Below are 14,552 nucleotides of genomic sequence, written 5' to 3' on the forward strand. Positions count from 1 at the left end.
AGGTTCTGAAAATCAGGAGACTGACCATGCGTCGCGACGAATTCCTCAAATCCCTGGCCGCACTGGCCGCCGTGGGGGCGCTGCCCCTGTCGGCCCATGCCGCCGCCAACCTGAAGATGATGATTCCCGCCAACCCGGGCGGCGGGTGGGACACCACCGGCCGTGCACTGGGCAAGGCGCTGCAGGAAGCCAAGGTGGCCGACAGCGTCTCGTTCGACAACAAGGGCGGCGCCGCCGGCGCGCTGGGCCTGGCGCAGTTCGTCAACGGCAGCAAGGGCGACCCGAACGCCCTGATGGTGATGGGCGCCGTCATGCTGGGCGGCATCATCACCGGCAAGCCGCCGGTGAACCTGTCGCAGGCCACGCCCATCGCCCGCCTGATCAGCGAGTACAACGTGTACGTGCTGCCGGCGGACTCGCCCATGAAGACGATGGCCGACGTGGTCGCGCAATTGAAGAAAGACCCCGGCAGCGTCAAGTGGGGCGGCGGTTCGCGGGGGTCCACCGAGCACATCGCCGCCTGCATGCTGGCGCGTGAAGTCGGCGTGGATCCGGCCAAGATCAACTATGTGGCCTTCCGTGGCGGCGGCGAGGCGACCGCGGCCATCCTGGGCGGCAACGTCACGGTGGGCGGCTCCGGCTACAGCGAGTTCGCGGAATACATCAAGACTGGCAAGATGCGGGCCATCGCCGTCACCTCGCCGACGCGCCTGAAGGGCATCGCGGTGCCGACGCTGAAGGAGCAGGGCATCAACGTCGAGCTGGGCAACTGGCGCGGCGTGTATGGCGCGCCCGGCATCAACGACGCGCAGCGCAAGGCGCTGACGGACATGGTGATGGCCGCGCTGAAGACGAAGGCGTGGCAGGAAGCCATGGAGAAGAACGACTGGACTCCCGCGGTGCTGAGCGGCCCGGCGTTCGACAAGTTCGTGGACGACGAGTTCGCGATGCTGCGCGCTACGATGGTCAAGGCCGGGATGGTCTGACGCTGCGCTTTCGCAGTGATCCGCCCGGCTTGCCGGGCGTTTCTATTTTCGGGCCAGGTGGCACAGGAGAGCGGAAATGACACGAGAAGCAACTTCCCCGCGCGGGGTGCAGACCCTGGTGGGTGCGGCCGTCGTGCTCACCGCGCTGGGCCTGGCCTTCGGCGCGTTGAGGATTCCCGGCGAAGCCGGCTATGGCGGCGTCGGCCCCAACTTCCTGCCGTGGGTGGTGGCAGCGGCGCTGCTGGTCTGCGGCATCCTGATCGTGCGCGAGGCGCGCACCGGCGGCTTCCGCGAGATGGCCGAGCCCTCGGGCGGGGAGCGCGCGTGGTGGCCGGGCGTGGTGTGGGTGTCTGCCGGCATGCTGGCGAACGCCGCGCTCATCACCACCATCGGCTTCATCCTCGGCTGCACGCTGTGCTACCTGCTGGCGGTGCAGGGTTTGCGGCGGGCGCAGGGTGAGCGGCCGGGACCGCGCACGATGCTCGTCGACATCGTGACGGGTTTGGCGATCTCGGCTCCGGTGTTCTGGCTGTTCACGAAGTTCCTCGCGATCAACCTTCCGGGCCTCACCGGCACGGGCTGGATCTGAAATGGACATCTTTTCCGCGCTCCTGCAAGGCTTCGCCACGGCGATCAGCCCGATCAACCTGGTGTGGGCCTTCGTCGGCTGCGTGCTCGGCACCGCCGTCGGCGTGCTGCCCGGCATCGGCCCGGCCGTGGCGGTGGCCATGCTGCTGCCGATCACCGCCAAGGTGGACATCACCGCGTCGATGATCTTCTTCGCCGGCATCTATTACGGCGCCATGTACGGCGGCTCCACCACCTCGATCCTGTTGAACACGCCCGGCGAGACCGCCAGCATGGTGACGGCGATGGAGGGCAACAAGATGGCCAAGAGCGGCCGCGCCGGGGCGGCACTGGCAACGGCAGCCATCGGCTCGTTCGTGGCCGGCACCATCGCCACCGTGTTCGTCACGCTGTTCGCCCCGGTGGTGGCGGAGTACGCCGTGAAGCTGGGCCCGCCCGAGTACTTCCTGCTGATGGTGCTGGCCTTCACCACCGTGAGCGCGGTGCTGGGGCAGAGCACCTTGCGCGGCATGACCTCGCTGTTCCTGGGCCTCGCGCTCGGGCTGGTGGGCATGGACCAGATCTCGGGACAGGCGCGCTACACGGGCGGGGTGCCGGAATTGCTGGACGGCATCGAGATCGTGCTGATCGCGGTGGGCCTGTTCGCCGTCGCGGAGGTGCTGTACTTCGCGCTGTACGAAGGGCGCGAGGTCGAGACGCAGAACAAGATGAGCCGCGTCTACATGAGCGCACGCGACTGGCGCCGCTCGGTGCCGGCCTGGCTGCGCGGCACGGCCATCGGCGCCCCCTTCGGTTGCATCCCCGCCGGCGGCACGGAGATCCCCACCTTCCTGAGCTATGCCGTCGAGAAGAAGCTGGCCAAGGGCGCCAACCAGGAGGAGTTCGGTTCCGTCGGCGCCATCGAGGGCGTGGCCGGCCCCGAATCGGCGAACAACGCCACCGTCACCACGGCGCTCATCCCCCTGCTGACGCTGGGCATCCCGACGTCCAACACCACGGCGATCCTGCTCGGCGCCTTCCAGAACTACGGCATCCAGCCGGGGCCGCAGCTGTTCACCACCTCGGCCGCGCTGGTCTGGGCGTTGATCGCTTCGCTGTACATCGGCAACCTGATGCTGCTGATCCTGAACCTGCCGCTGGTGAAGCTGTGGGTGCAACTGCTGAAGATTCCCAAGCCGCAGCTGTATGCCGGCATCCTGATCTTCGCCACCGTCGGCGCCTATGGCATGCGACAGAGCGCCTTCGACCTGGTGCTGCTCTGGGTCATCGGCCTGGTGGGCGTGCTGATGCGGCGCTTCGACTTTCCCACGGCGCCGGTGGTGATCGGCATGATCCTGGGACCGCTGGCGGAAGCGCAGCTGCGCAACGCGGTGTCGATAGGCGAGGGCAGTGCGCGCGTGTTCGTCGAGCGCCCGATGTCGATCGCGCTGCTGGTGGTGATCGTCGCCGTGCTGCTGCTGCCGCGGCTGTGGAAGATGATGCGGTCGCGGCGCGGCGCCGTGCCGCTGCCGCACGGGGGCGTGGAACCGTAGGCGCTACCATGGCGCCATGACATCCGAAGCCACGCTGCCCCTGGACGGCCAGCGCATCCTGGAGCTGGCGGCCCGCTCCATGTTCGAGCTGTTCGCCAACGCCAGCGAAGGCATGCTGCTGGTGGACCGCAACGCGCGGGTGGTGTGGATCAACGACCAGTACAAGCGCTTCCTGCCGGCGCTGGGGTTCTCGCGGGTGGAGGACTTCGTCGGCCACGCGGTGTCGGAGGTGGTGCAGAACACCCAGATGCACCGCGTGCTGGAGACCGGCAAGCCGATCCTCATCGACTTGCTGTCCAACAAGGCCGGCACCTTCGTCGTCAGTCGCATTCCGTTGCGCGACGAAGCGGGCGACGTGATCGGCGCGCTCGGCATCGTGCTGTTCGACCACCCCGAAACGACGCTCCAGCCCCTGATCCAGAAGTTCGCGGCATTGCACCGCGACCTGGACGACGTGCGCCGCGAGCTGGCCAGCCAGCGGCGCAGCAAGTACACCCTGGCCAGTTTCGTCGGCACCAGCCCCGCCGCGGTGGAGGTGAAGCGCCAGGCGCGCAAGGCAGCGCAATCGTCCAGCCCGGTGCTGCTGCTGGGCGAAACCGGCACCGGCAAGGAACTGCTGGCGCATGCGATCCATGCGGCATCCGCCCGCGCCCGCGGCAACTTCGTCAGCGTCAACATCGCGGCCGTGCCGGACACCTTGCTGGAGGCGGAGTTCTTCGGCGTGGCGCCCGGCGCCTACACCGGCGCCGACCGCAAGGGGCGTGACGGCAAGTTCAAGCTGGCCGACGGCGGCACGCTGTTCCTGGACGAGATCGGCGACATGCCGCTGGTGCTGCAGCCCAAGCTGCTGCGGGCGCTGCAGGAAGGCGAGATCGAGCCGCTGGGATCCAACAAGGTGGTGTCCTTCGATGCGCGGGTGATCGCGGCAACCTCGCGCGACCTCGGGGCGCTGGTGCGCGAAGGCAAGTTCCGGGAAGACCTGTACTACCGCCTCAACGTGCTGCCGATCAAGGTGCCGCCGCTGCGCGAGCGGCGCGCCGACATCGCCGGGTTGGCCGAAGTGCTGGTCGAGGACATCGCCATCCGCAACGGCACGGCCCCGTTCGACCTGGGCACCGGCGCGCTGGAACTGCTGTGCGCGCAACGCTGGCGCGGCAACATCCGCGAGCTGCGCAACGTGCTGGAGCAGGCTGCGATGCGCAGCGACGGGCAGCGCATCGAGGAACGGCAGCTCGAACAGGTGCTGCGCGACGAGGGCATCGAACGCATGCCGCCCGCGCCCATGCCCGCCGCCGGGGGCAGCGCGCCCGGCGCCGGCGTGCTGCGTCCGTTGGCCGAACAAGTGGCGGAGCTCGAGCAGCAAGCCATCCGGGCCGCGATGGCTGCCACCGGTGGCAACAAGCTGGCCGCCGCCAGGCTGCTCGGGATTTCGCGCGCCAAGCTGTACGAGCGGCTCGAACTGACTGCCTGATTTCCAGTCATTTGTCCGGAAATCAGTCAGAAGATTGCCTGGAATCCAGACAATGCATGCAGGTCGCAGCCAAGAATTCCTTTGGAATCAAGGCTTCGCTCCATGGCACAACCTGTGCAATAAGTCCCGCGTAGCCGTACCCCCAAAAACAGGAGACATTCATGCAAAGACGAATCTGGGTCGCCGCCGTTGCCGTGGCCGCCAGTTCCCTCGCCACCCCCCTCGCGTGGTCGCAGGCCAAGGAAATCCGCATCGCCCACGTGTACAGCCGCACCGGCCCGCTCGAGGCCTACGGCAAGCAGACGCAGACCGGCTTCATGATGGGCCTCGACTACGCCACCGGCGGCACGATGGCCATCAACGGCAAGAAGATCGTCGTGATCGAGAAGGACGACCAGGGCAAGCCGGACCTCGGCAAGTCGCTGCTCGCCACCGCCTACTCCGACGACAAGGCCGATGTCGCCGTCGGCCCGTCGTCTTCCGGCGTCGCCCTGGCCATGCTGCCGGTCGCCGAGGAATACAAGAAGATCCTGCTGGTGGAGCCCGCCGTGGCCGACTCCATCACCGGCGACAAGTGGAACAAGTACATCTTCCGTACCGGCCGCAACAGCTCGCAGGACGCCATCTCCAACGCCGTGGCGCTGGACAAGCAGGGCGTGACCATCGCGACGCTGGCGCAGGACTATGCGTTCGGCCGTGACGGCGTGAAGGCGTTCAAGGAGTCGATCAAGACCGCCAAGATCGTCCACGAGGAATACCTGCCTGCCACCACCACCGACTTCACCGCCGGTGCGCAGCGCCTGATCGAGAAGCTGAAGGACGTGCCGGGCCGCAAGGTGATCTGGGTGATTTGGGCCGGCGCCGGCAACCCGTTCAAGATCGCCGACATGGACTTGAAGCGCTATGGCATCGAGATCGCCACCGGCGGCAACATCCTGCCCGCCATGGCCGCCTACAAGCAGTTCCCCGGCATGGAAGGCGCCACCTACTATTACTTCGGCATCCCGAAGAACCCGGTGAACGAGGCGATGGTCGCCCAGCACTACAAGCAGTTCAAGACCCCGCCGGACTTCTTCACCGCGGGTGGTTTCTCCGCGGCGATGGCCCTGGTCACGGCGCTGAAGAAGACCAACGGCGACACCAACACCGACAAGCTGATCTCCGCCATGGAGGGCATGAGCTTCGACACGCCCAAGGGCAAGATGACCTTCCGCAAGGAAGACCACCAGGCCCTGCAGAGCATGTACCACTTCAAGATCAAGGTGGACCCGGCGTTCGCCTGGGGCGTCCCCGAGCTGGTCCGCGAGATCAAGCCGGAAGAGATGCAAGTGCCGATCCGCAACAAGCGCTAAGACGCTGAAGACGGACAGCCGGACGCAGAAAGCGCAGAAGTTGCGCAGAAGACGCAGAAAAAACCAATACAGGTTTTGGATGTCTTTTGCGACTTCTGCGTGACTTCCGCGTCTTCTGCGTCCGGTACCCGATCCCGATTTCATCCTCCGCAGCCTGCGGTGCGGGCATCTCTCACCCCGAGGAAGCCATGAGCCAACTCGCCACCCACGACCTGACGGTGCGCTTCGGCGGACACGTCGCGGTCAATGGCGTCACCTGCAGCTTCGAGCCCGGCACGCTGACGGCCATCGTCGGCCCCAACGGCGCCGGCAAGACGACCTATTTCAACCTGATCTCCGGCCAGCTCAAGGCGACGTCGGGCACGGTGACGCTCGGCGGCCGCGACCTCTCCAGTGAGTCCGCTTCGCAGCGCACGCGCGCCGGCCTCGGCCGCGCTTTCCAGCTGACCAACCTGTTCCCGCGCCTGTCGGTGCTGGAAAACGTGCGCCTGGCCGTGCAGGCCGCCCGCGAGGGCAAGCACCTGCGCGGCCTGAACTTGTGGAGCGTGTGGAGCGACCACGCGGGCCTGGTGGCGCGCGCCGACCAGATCCTGGCGGAGACCGCCATGAAGGAGAAGGAGCATGAGCTCGTCGCCAACCTGCCGCATGGCGACCAGCGCAAGCTGGAAGTCGCGCTGCTGATGGCGCTGGAGCCGCAGGTCTACATGTTCGACGAACCCACGGCCGGCATGAACCACGCCGAGGCCCCGGTGATCCTGGACCTGATCCGCAAGCTCAAGGCCGACCGCAGCAAGATCATCCTGCTGGTCGAACACAAGATGGACGTGGTGCGCGAGCTGGCGGACCGCATCATCGTGCTGCACAACGGCTCGCTCGTGGCCGATGGTGAGCCGGCGCAAGTGATCGCGTCGCCCATCGTGCAGGAAGCCTATCTGGGCGTGGCGGCCACCAGGGAGCCGGCATGAGCGACAACCTCCTTACCCTCTCCGGCGTGCACACGCACATCGGCGCGTACCACATCCTGCACGGCGTCGACCTCGCCGTGCCGCGCGGCCAGCTCACCATGCTGCTGGGACGCAATGGCGCAGGCAAGACGACCACGCTGCGCACGATCATGGGCCTGTGGCGCGCTTCGCAAGGCCGCATCGCCTTCGACGGCCAGGACATCACGCAAGCGGCCACGCCGCAGATCGCGGGCCGCGGCATCGCCTATGTACCCGAGAACATGGGCATCTTCGCCGACCTCACCGTCAAGGAGAACATGCTGCTGGCCGCGCGCGGCGCCAAGCACGCGGGCCAGATGGACGAGAAGCGGCTGCAGTGGATCTTCTCGCTGTTTCCCGCGGTGGAGAAGTTCTGGAACCACCCCGCCGGCAAGCTGTCGGGCGGCCAGAAGCAGATGCTGGCCGTGTCGCGCTCCATCGTGGAGCCGCGCGAGCTGTTGATCGTCGACGAGCCCAGCAAGGGCCTGGCGCCCGCGATCATCAACAACATGATCGGCGCGTTCGAGCAGCTCAAGGCCAGCGGCGTGACCATCCTGCTGGTGGAGCAGAACATCAACTTCGCCAAGCGACTGGGCGACAGCGTCGCAGTGATGGACAACGGCGTGGTCGTGCACTCCGGCGCCATGAAGGAACTGGCCGAGAACGAGGAACTGCAGCATTCGCTGCTGGGGCTGGCCCTATGAATTTCCTGAAAGACTTCGACTGGAAGCCGCTGGCGCTGGTGCCGGTGCTGGCCCTGCTGGTGCTGCCTTTCATCGGTTCGCCCTCGACATGGGTGACGCTGACGGTGGCGGGGCTGGCCATGGGCATGATCATCTTCATCATCGCCTCCGGCCTGACGCTGGTGTTCGGACTGATGGACGTGCTGAACTTCGGCCATGGCGTGTTCATCGCGCTCGGCGCCTTCGTGGCGACCAGCGTGCTCGGGTCGATGGGGGACTACACCGCTTCCAAGAGCCTGTGGGTGAACCTGCTGGCGGTGCTCCCTGCGATGGTGGTGGCGATGCTGGTGGCCGGCGCCGTCGGCCTGGCCTTCGAGCGCTTCATCGTGCGGCCGGTGTACGGCAACCACCTGAAGCAGATCCTCATCACCATGGGCGGCATGATCATCGGCGAAGAGCTGATCAAGGTGATCTGGGGCCCGTTGCAGATCCCGCTGCCGCTGCCCGAAGGCATGCGCGGCAGCCTCTTCATCGGTGATGCGGGGATCGAGAAGTACCGGCTGATCGCAGTCGTCGTCGGCCTGGCGGTGTTCGGCCTGCTGCTGTGGACCTTGACGCGCACCAAGATCGGCCTGCTGATCCGCGCCGGCGTGCAGGACCGCGAGATGGTTGAGTCGCTCGGCTACCGCATCAAGGTGCTGTTCGTCGGCGTGTTCATGGTCGGCAGCGCGCTGGCCGGCCTGGGCGGCGTGATGTGGGGCCTGTACCAGCAGAACGTGGTGCCGCAGATGGGCGCGCAGGTCAACGTGCTGATCTTCATCGTGCTGATCATCGGCGGCCTCGGTTCCACCACCGGCGCCTTGGTCGGCGCCTTGCTGGTCGGGCTGATGGCCAACTACACCGGTTTCCTGGTGCCGAAGATGGCGCTGTTCTCCAACATCCTGCTGATGATGGCCATCCTGCTGTGGCGCCCGCAAGGCGTGTACGCATTGAACAAATGAGCACGCCATGCTGCTGACCCGATTGCTGTCCAACGACTTCCCGCGCAGCCGCCCGCTGGCGATCATCCTCGTGCTGCTCCTGCTCACGCTGGCGTTGACGCCCTTCCTGATCCCCGGCGTCAAGGCGCTCAACGTGGCCGCCAAGGTGCTGGTGTTCATCGTGCTGGTGGCCAGCTTCGACCTGCTGCTCGGCTACACCGGCATCGTGAGCTTCGCGCACACCATGTTCTTCGGCATCGGCGCCTATGGTGTGGCCATCGCATCGACGCGCATGGGCGCGGGCTGGACGTCGCTGCTGGTGGGCATCGGCGGCGCGCTGGTGCTCTCCTTCGTGCTGGCGGCCGCCATCGGACTGTTCTCGCTGCGGGTGCGCGCGATCTTCTTCTCGATGATCACGCTCGCGTTCGCGGCGGCCTTCCAGACGCTGGCCTCGCAGCTCTCGGAAGTGACCGGCGGCGAGGACGGCCTCACGTTCAAGATGCCCGAGGTGCTGTCGCCCGGTTTCCGGCTCTCGGAGACGCCGTTCCTGGGCGTGACCCTGGACGGCCGGCTGCTCTGCTACTACCTGCTGTTCTTCGTGACGCTGGTGCTGTTCCTGGCCATGCTGCGCATCGTGAACTCGCCGTTCGGCCGCGTGCTGCAGGCGATCCGCGAAAACGAGTTCCGTGCCGAGGCCATCGGCTACCGCGTCGTCGTGTACCGCACCGTCTCCAGCGTCCTCTCCGCGCTGTTCGCCACGCTCGCCGGCGCCATGCTGTCGATCTGGCTGCGCTACAACGGGCCGGACACCACGCTGTCCTTCGAGATCATGCTCGACGTGCTGCTGATCGTCGTCATCGGCGGCATGGGCACGGTCTACGGCGCGGCGATCGGTTCCGGCCTGTTCATGGTGGCGCAAAGCTACTTGCAGGACCTGTTGAAACTCGCCAACGAAGCGCTGTCCGGCGTGCCGTGGCTCGCGGCGCTGCTGTCGCCCGATCGCTGGCTGCTCTGGATGGGCCTGCTGTTCGTGCTCTCGGTGTACTACTTCCCCACCGGCGTGGTGGGTCGCCTGCGCGCGCTGCGCGCGGCCTCCCGATCGCCTTCGCTTCCCCCCTCGGCCCCGGCCGGTTCCCGCCAACCCATCGAAGGAGACTATGTTGAAAACTGAACAGACGACATCGGCATCCCACCGGGAACACTCGACGCGATGGCGCGGACGGATGGGCGCGTTGGCCACGACGATGGTGCTGCCGTTGCTGCTGGCTGCGTGCGGCGGCGGCGGCGGGGACTTCGCCGCCTCGGCGAGCGGCCCGCAGGCCGCGGCGATGCCATCGACGCCGGCCGGCGTCGTGCGCACCACCCACCTGGGCCGTGTGCGCGGCTCGGCGCACGCGGGTGTGCTGTCGTGGAAAGGCATCCCCTTCGCCCAGCCGCCGGTGGGCGCGCTGCGGTGGCAGCCGCCGGTGGAGCCTGCAGCCTGGGCCTCCATTCGTGACACCCAGGAATTCGGCGCCGCCTGCGCGCAGTACGGGCGCGTCTACGGTCCCGGCTCCAACAATCGCTATGACGAAACCATCGGCACCACGCTGAACCAGTCGGTCGGCAGCGAGGACTGCCTGTACCTGAACGTGTGGCGGCCCACGGGCTCGGCGGGCGACCTGCCGGTGATCGTGTTCTTCCACGGCGGCAGCAACGTGTCCGGCTACACGGCGGATCCGGTGTACGACGGCGCCGCGCTGGCCAAGGCGGCCAACGCAGTCGTGATCACGCCCAATTTCCGGCTCGGCATCCTGGGCTTCCTGAGCGCCGCGCCGCTGAAGACGGGCGACCCGGCGACCGACTCGGGCAACTTCACGATGCTGGACAGCATCAAGGCACTGGAGTTCGTGCGGACCAACGCACGCGCCTTCGGCGGTGACCCGGACAACGTGACGATCATGGGGCAGTCCGCCGGCGCCATCAACGTGTGGGCGCTGCAGACCTCTCCTGCGATGACGGCGCGCAGCCCGAAGCTGTTCCACCGCACGGTGCCGCTGTCGGGCGGCATCTCGCTGGCGAGCAACCTGCCGGCCGGCAGCATTGCCACGCTGTCGCCTCCCATCGTCTACCAGTTGCAGGGCAGCTTCCTCCTGCAGAACCAGGTGATCGCCGATGGGCTCGCAACGGACGCCGCGAGCGCAGCGGCCTACATCGCGAGCAAGACTTCAGCGCAGCTGGCGGCGTACCTGCGAAGCAAGTCCACCTCCGAGCTGTTCACGACGCTGCTCACGCGCCTGTCCTTGCTGGGCCTGGCGGGTTCGGGGCCCATTCCGGACGGCACGATCGTTGCCGCGGATCCGATCGCCGCGATCAACGCCGGCAGCTACGTGAAGGTTCCGGTGCTGGCCGGCAACACGCGCGATGAAGGCAAGCTGTTCTCCGCCTTCCTGGGGCTGCCGCAAGTGGGCGGAACGGGCAATGCGCGGCTGGTGACGGATGCGCAGCTGTTCACGAACCACTTCTCGTACGACCCCGACGCGGCGCCGCAGACCACCATCGAGCAGTGGATCGCGCCGTCCTACCTGCCGGTCAATGCGCCGGTCACGGGTTTCACCGCCCGCGCCGAGAAGCTGAACAGCATCTTCTTCCTCGCCAGCCGCGACAACGTGCTGAACGCGCTGAAGGCGAAGCAGCCCAACGTCTGGTACTACCGCTTCGACTGGGACGAACAGCCGGCCCCCTGGAACGACATCTACGGCGCCGTGCACGTCGTCGACCTGCCGTTCATCTTCGGCAACTTCGGGCCTTCGCTGTTCGGCAACGTCTGGTTCAACGAAGCCAACAAGCCCGGACGGCTGGAGCTTTCGGACGCGATGATGCGCACGGTCGCCACGTTCGCGCTCAACGGCGACCCGAACAACGCCGCCCTCGGGGTGTCGTGGCCCGCCTGGCCGGGCAAGCTGGTGTTCGACGCGACGCTCACGACGAAGGCGATCAGCGTCGAGTGACGCCGGGGCACCGGAAGGAAGCAGGATGATGGCGTTCAGTTCGAACTATGTGACGTGCGCGGGGCGTGAGATCCACTACACGGAGTGGGGCGCGCAGCACGAGCGCACGGTGATCGCCTGGCACGGCCTGGCGCGCACCGGGCGCGACATGGACGAACTGGCGCAGTCCTTGTCCGACCGGTACCGGGTGATCTGCCCCGACACCCTCGGGCGCGGCTACAGCCAGTGGAGCCCCGACCCCGGCAACGAGTACCGGCTGGAGTTCTATGCGCGACTGGCCGCGGACCTGTTCGACCAGTTGCAGATCCAGCGCGCGCATTGGGTCGGCACGTCCATGGGCGGCGCCGTCGGGTTGGTGTGCGCATCGGGACTGTTCCAGCCGGGGCTGAAGGATCGCATCCAGAGCCTGGTGCTCAACGACAGCGCCCCGCGGCTCGCCGCCGCGGCGGTGCAGCGGATTCGCGAGTACGCGGGCAATCCGCCGACATTCGCGACCATGGCGGAACTGGAGGCTTTCTACCGCCGGGTCTACAAGCCCTTTGGCTGGCTCACCAACGCGCAGTGGCGCCGCCTGACCGAGACCTCCATGCGGCGCCTGCCCGACGGCCGCGTCACGCCGCATTACGACCCCGCGATGGTGCGCCAGTTCATCGACCACCCGCACGACTACGAGCTCTGGGAGCACTACGACGTCTTGCAGGCGCCCGTGCTGCTGCTGCGCGGCGCCGAGTCGGACCTGGTGCTGGCGGACGCGGCGGCGGAGATGCTGGAGCGCGGACCGGGCAGGCGGGGGATGGCACGGGTCGTCGAAGTGCCAGGCTGCGGCCACGCGCCGGCCTTGAACGTGCCGGATCAACTGGACCTGGTGCGGTCGTTCATCGAGGCGAGCGAACGCTGGACGTGAACGGGATGCCGGGGTGCGTTCCACGCAACCCGGCCTACTGGCGCGACTTTCGTAGGTCGGGTTGCGCGAAGCGCACCCCGGCGTTCCGCCTGGTGCGGTCATTCATCGAGGTGAGCGAACGCTGGACGTGAACGGGATGCCGGGGTGCGTTTCACGCAACCCGGCCTACTGGCGCGACTTTCGTAGGTCGGGTTGCGCGAAGCGCACCCCGACATTTCATGACGCCGCGCCTAGCGCCACCGCCCGTTGCTGCTGCGCCGCCAGCGCCTGCGCATCCGGCGCCGCCTGCGTCGGCCAACCCGCCAGGTGCTGCTGCGCGATCTTGCCCAGCGCGGTGATCCAGGCATCGTCGTCGTTCAGGCACGGGATGTACCGGAACGCCTGGCCACCTGCATGCAGGAAGGCATCGCGGGCCTCCTGCGCTATCTCTTCGAGTGTCTCCAGGCAATCACTGGTGAAGCCGGGGCACACCACGTCCACGCTCTTCGTGCCCTTGCGGGCCATCGCCACCAGCGTCGGCTCGGTGTACGGCTCCAGCCACTTGGCCTTGCCGAAGCGCGATTGGAACGTGACGCTGTACTGCGAAGGCTCCAGCCCCAGCCATTCCGCCAGCAGGCGGGCCGTCTTGCGGCACTCGCAGTGGTACGGGTCGCCCAGATGCAGCGTGCGCTCCGGCACGCCGTGGAAACTCATGACGAGATGCTCGCCGCGCCCGTGTTCATTCCAGTGGCGCTGGATGCGCTGCGCCAGCGCCTGCAGGTAGCCGCGGTCGTCGTGGTAGCGGTTGACGAAGCGCAGCTCCGGCACGTGCCGGCGTGTCGCGCTCCACTGCGCCACCGCGTCGATCACGCTGGCGGTCGTCGTGCCCGAATACTGCGGGTAGGCCGGCAGCACCAGGATGCGCGTCGCGCCCGCGTCGGCCAGCGCATCGAGCTGGCTCGCCATCGACGGGTTGCCGTACCGCATCGCATACGCCACGCGCACATTGTGTCCATGCTCGCCCAGCCACCCTTGCAGCCGCCTGGCCTGGCGCTCGGTCCAGACCTTCAGCGGCGAGCCGTCCTTCGTCCACACGGTCGCGTATTTCGCCGCGGACCGGGAGGACCGGAAGGGCAGGATCACGCCGTGCAGCAGAGGCAGCCACACGGCGCGCGGGATCTCCACCACCCGCGGGTCGCTCAGGAACTCCGCGAGGTAGCGCCGGACGGCCCCGGGCGTGGGCGCGTCGGGCGTGCCGAGGTTGCAGAACAGGACGGCGGTGACGGGCGCCTGGCCATGCGCATGGACGCGGGCCGGGGCAGGGCGGTCGGACGAAGGCATGAGGTATTCTCGCCGCCATGCTGGAACCGGGGAAAATCAAGGCCATCACCATCGATCTCGACGACACGCTGTGGCCCATCTGGCCCGTGATCGAACGGGCCGAGAAGGCGCTGCACGACTGGCTCGCGGCGCATGCCCCCATGGCATCGGCGCTGTTCGCCAACCCCGCGGCCCTGCGCGAGATCCGCACCGAGATGGGCAACTCGCGCCCGGAGCTGAAGCACGACATGAGCGCGCTGCGCCGCGAGTCGATCCGGCTGGCGCTGTACCGCGCCGGCGAGAACCCGCTGCTGGCGCAAGAAGCTTTCGAGGTCTTCTTCGCCGAGCGGCAACGGGTGACGCTGTTCGACGACGCGCTGCCCGCCCTCGAATTCCTCTCGGAACGCTTTCCGGTGGTCGCCTTGTCCAACGGCAACGCGGACTTGCAACGCATCGGCCTGTCGCGGTTTTTCCGCGCCGCCATCCACTCGCGCGAATTCGGCGTCGGCAAGCCGGACCCGCGCATCTTCCACGCCGCCGCGGGCGCCGTGGACGTGCAGCCGGAACACGTGCTGCATATCGGCGACGATGCGACGCTCGACGCCTTGGGGGCGCTGAACGCCGGCATGCAGGCGGCGTGGTTGAACCGGGCGGACCAGCCCTGGCCGCACGAGCAGGAGCCGCAGGTGATGCTGACCGAACTCGGGGAGCTGCGCGGGTTGCTGGGCTGAGCGTTCGGCGCGCCGGCCCTCACCCCGGCCCTCTCCCAGGGGGAGAGGGAGGA

General features: G+C 67.6%; 13 protein-coding genes. 12 read left to right on the forward strand and 1 reads right to left on the reverse strand.

Annotation, left to right across the window (positions count from 1 at the left end):
- The first annotated feature begins 26 nt into the window (after positions 1-26).
- From WG902_RS00800 to WG902_RS00850, 11 genes are all read left to right on the forward strand, one after another.
- Positions 27-986, forward strand: a complete 960-nt coding sequence (locus WG902_RS00800) for a Bug family tripartite tricarboxylate transporter substrate binding protein (RefSeq protein ID WP_340057977.1) — start codon at positions 27-29, stop codon at positions 984-986.
- A gap of 76 nt (positions 987-1,062) precedes the next feature.
- Positions 1,063-1,575 carry a tripartite tricarboxylate transporter TctB family protein gene (locus WG902_RS00805; RefSeq protein ID WP_340057978.1) on the forward strand — a complete coding sequence of 171 codons (513 nt, stop codon included), beginning with the start codon at positions 1,063-1,065 and terminating at the stop codon, positions 1,573-1,575.
- A gap of 1 nt (position 1,576) precedes the next feature.
- Positions 1,577-3,106: a tripartite tricarboxylate transporter permease gene (locus tag WG902_RS00810; RefSeq protein ID WP_340057979.1), complete on the forward strand. Its 1,530-nt coding sequence runs from the start codon at positions 1,577-1,579 to the stop codon at positions 3,104-3,106.
- Positions 3,107-3,122: 16 nt separating this feature from the next.
- The gene (locus WG902_RS00815) at positions 3,123-4,577 is read left to right on the forward strand and encodes a sigma-54 interaction domain-containing protein (protein WP_340057980.1); all 1,455 of its coding nucleotides are present in this window, start codon (positions 3,123-3,125) and stop codon (positions 4,575-4,577) included.
- Between the two features lie 161 nt (positions 4,578-4,738).
- Complete coding sequence (locus WG902_RS00820) at positions 4,739-5,929, forward strand: substrate-binding domain-containing protein (protein ID WP_340057981.1); 1,191 nt, start codon at positions 4,739-4,741, stop codon at positions 5,927-5,929.
- A 188-nt stretch (positions 5,930-6,117) separates the two neighbouring features.
- Positions 6,118-6,894 (forward strand): ABC transporter ATP-binding protein, encoded by a 777-nt coding sequence (locus tag WG902_RS00825; protein WP_340057982.1) that lies wholly within the window; start codon positions 6,118-6,120, stop codon positions 6,892-6,894.
- The gene (locus tag WG902_RS00830) at positions 6,891-7,616 is read left to right on the forward strand and encodes an ABC transporter ATP-binding protein (protein ID WP_340057983.1); all 726 of its coding nucleotides are present in this window, start codon (positions 6,891-6,893) and stop codon (positions 7,614-7,616) included. Before WG902_RS00825 ends, WG902_RS00830 begins: the two co-directional genes overlap by 4 nt.
- Positions 7,613-8,596, forward strand: a complete 984-nt coding sequence (locus WG902_RS00835) for a branched-chain amino acid ABC transporter permease (protein ID WP_340057984.1) — start codon at positions 7,613-7,615, stop codon at positions 8,594-8,596. The genes WG902_RS00830 and WG902_RS00835 overlap by 4 nt, the downstream gene beginning before the upstream one ends.
- A gap of 7 nt (positions 8,597-8,603) precedes the next feature.
- The gene (locus WG902_RS00840) at positions 8,604-9,746 is read left to right on the forward strand and encodes a branched-chain amino acid ABC transporter permease (RefSeq protein ID WP_340057985.1); all 1,143 of its coding nucleotides are present in this window, start codon (positions 8,604-8,606) and stop codon (positions 9,744-9,746) included.
- A 52-nt stretch (positions 9,747-9,798) separates the two neighbouring features.
- On the forward strand, positions 9,799-11,565 hold the full coding sequence (locus WG902_RS00845; protein ID WP_340057986.1) for a carboxylesterase/lipase family protein: 1,767 nt from the start codon (positions 9,799-9,801) through the stop codon (positions 11,563-11,565).
- A gap of 28 nt (positions 11,566-11,593) precedes the next feature.
- Positions 11,594-12,469 (forward strand): alpha/beta fold hydrolase, encoded by an 876-nt coding sequence (locus tag WG902_RS00850; protein ID WP_340059412.1) that lies wholly within the window; start codon positions 11,594-11,596, stop codon positions 12,467-12,469.
- Positions 12,470-12,685: 216 nt separating this feature from the next.
- Here WG902_RS00850 and hemH read toward each other — a convergent pair whose 3' ends face one another.
- Positions 12,686-13,789: a ferrochelatase gene (gene hemH, locus WG902_RS00855; RefSeq protein ID WP_340057987.1), complete on the reverse strand. Its 1,104-nt coding sequence runs from the start codon at positions 13,787-13,789 to the stop codon at positions 12,686-12,688.
- A gap of 17 nt (positions 13,790-13,806) precedes the next feature.
- On the opposite strand from hemH, the gene WG902_RS00860 reads away from it, so the two are divergent.
- Positions 13,807-14,499: an HAD family hydrolase gene (locus tag WG902_RS00860; protein ID WP_340057988.1), complete on the forward strand. Its 693-nt coding sequence runs from the start codon at positions 13,807-13,809 to the stop codon at positions 14,497-14,499.
- Positions 14,500-14,552: the final 53 nt, after the last annotated feature.

The sequence above is a fragment of the Ramlibacter sp. PS3R-8 genome (assembly GCF_037572435.1).
Classification (GTDB): domain Bacteria; phylum Pseudomonadota; class Gammaproteobacteria; order Burkholderiales; family Burkholderiaceae_C; genus Ramlibacter.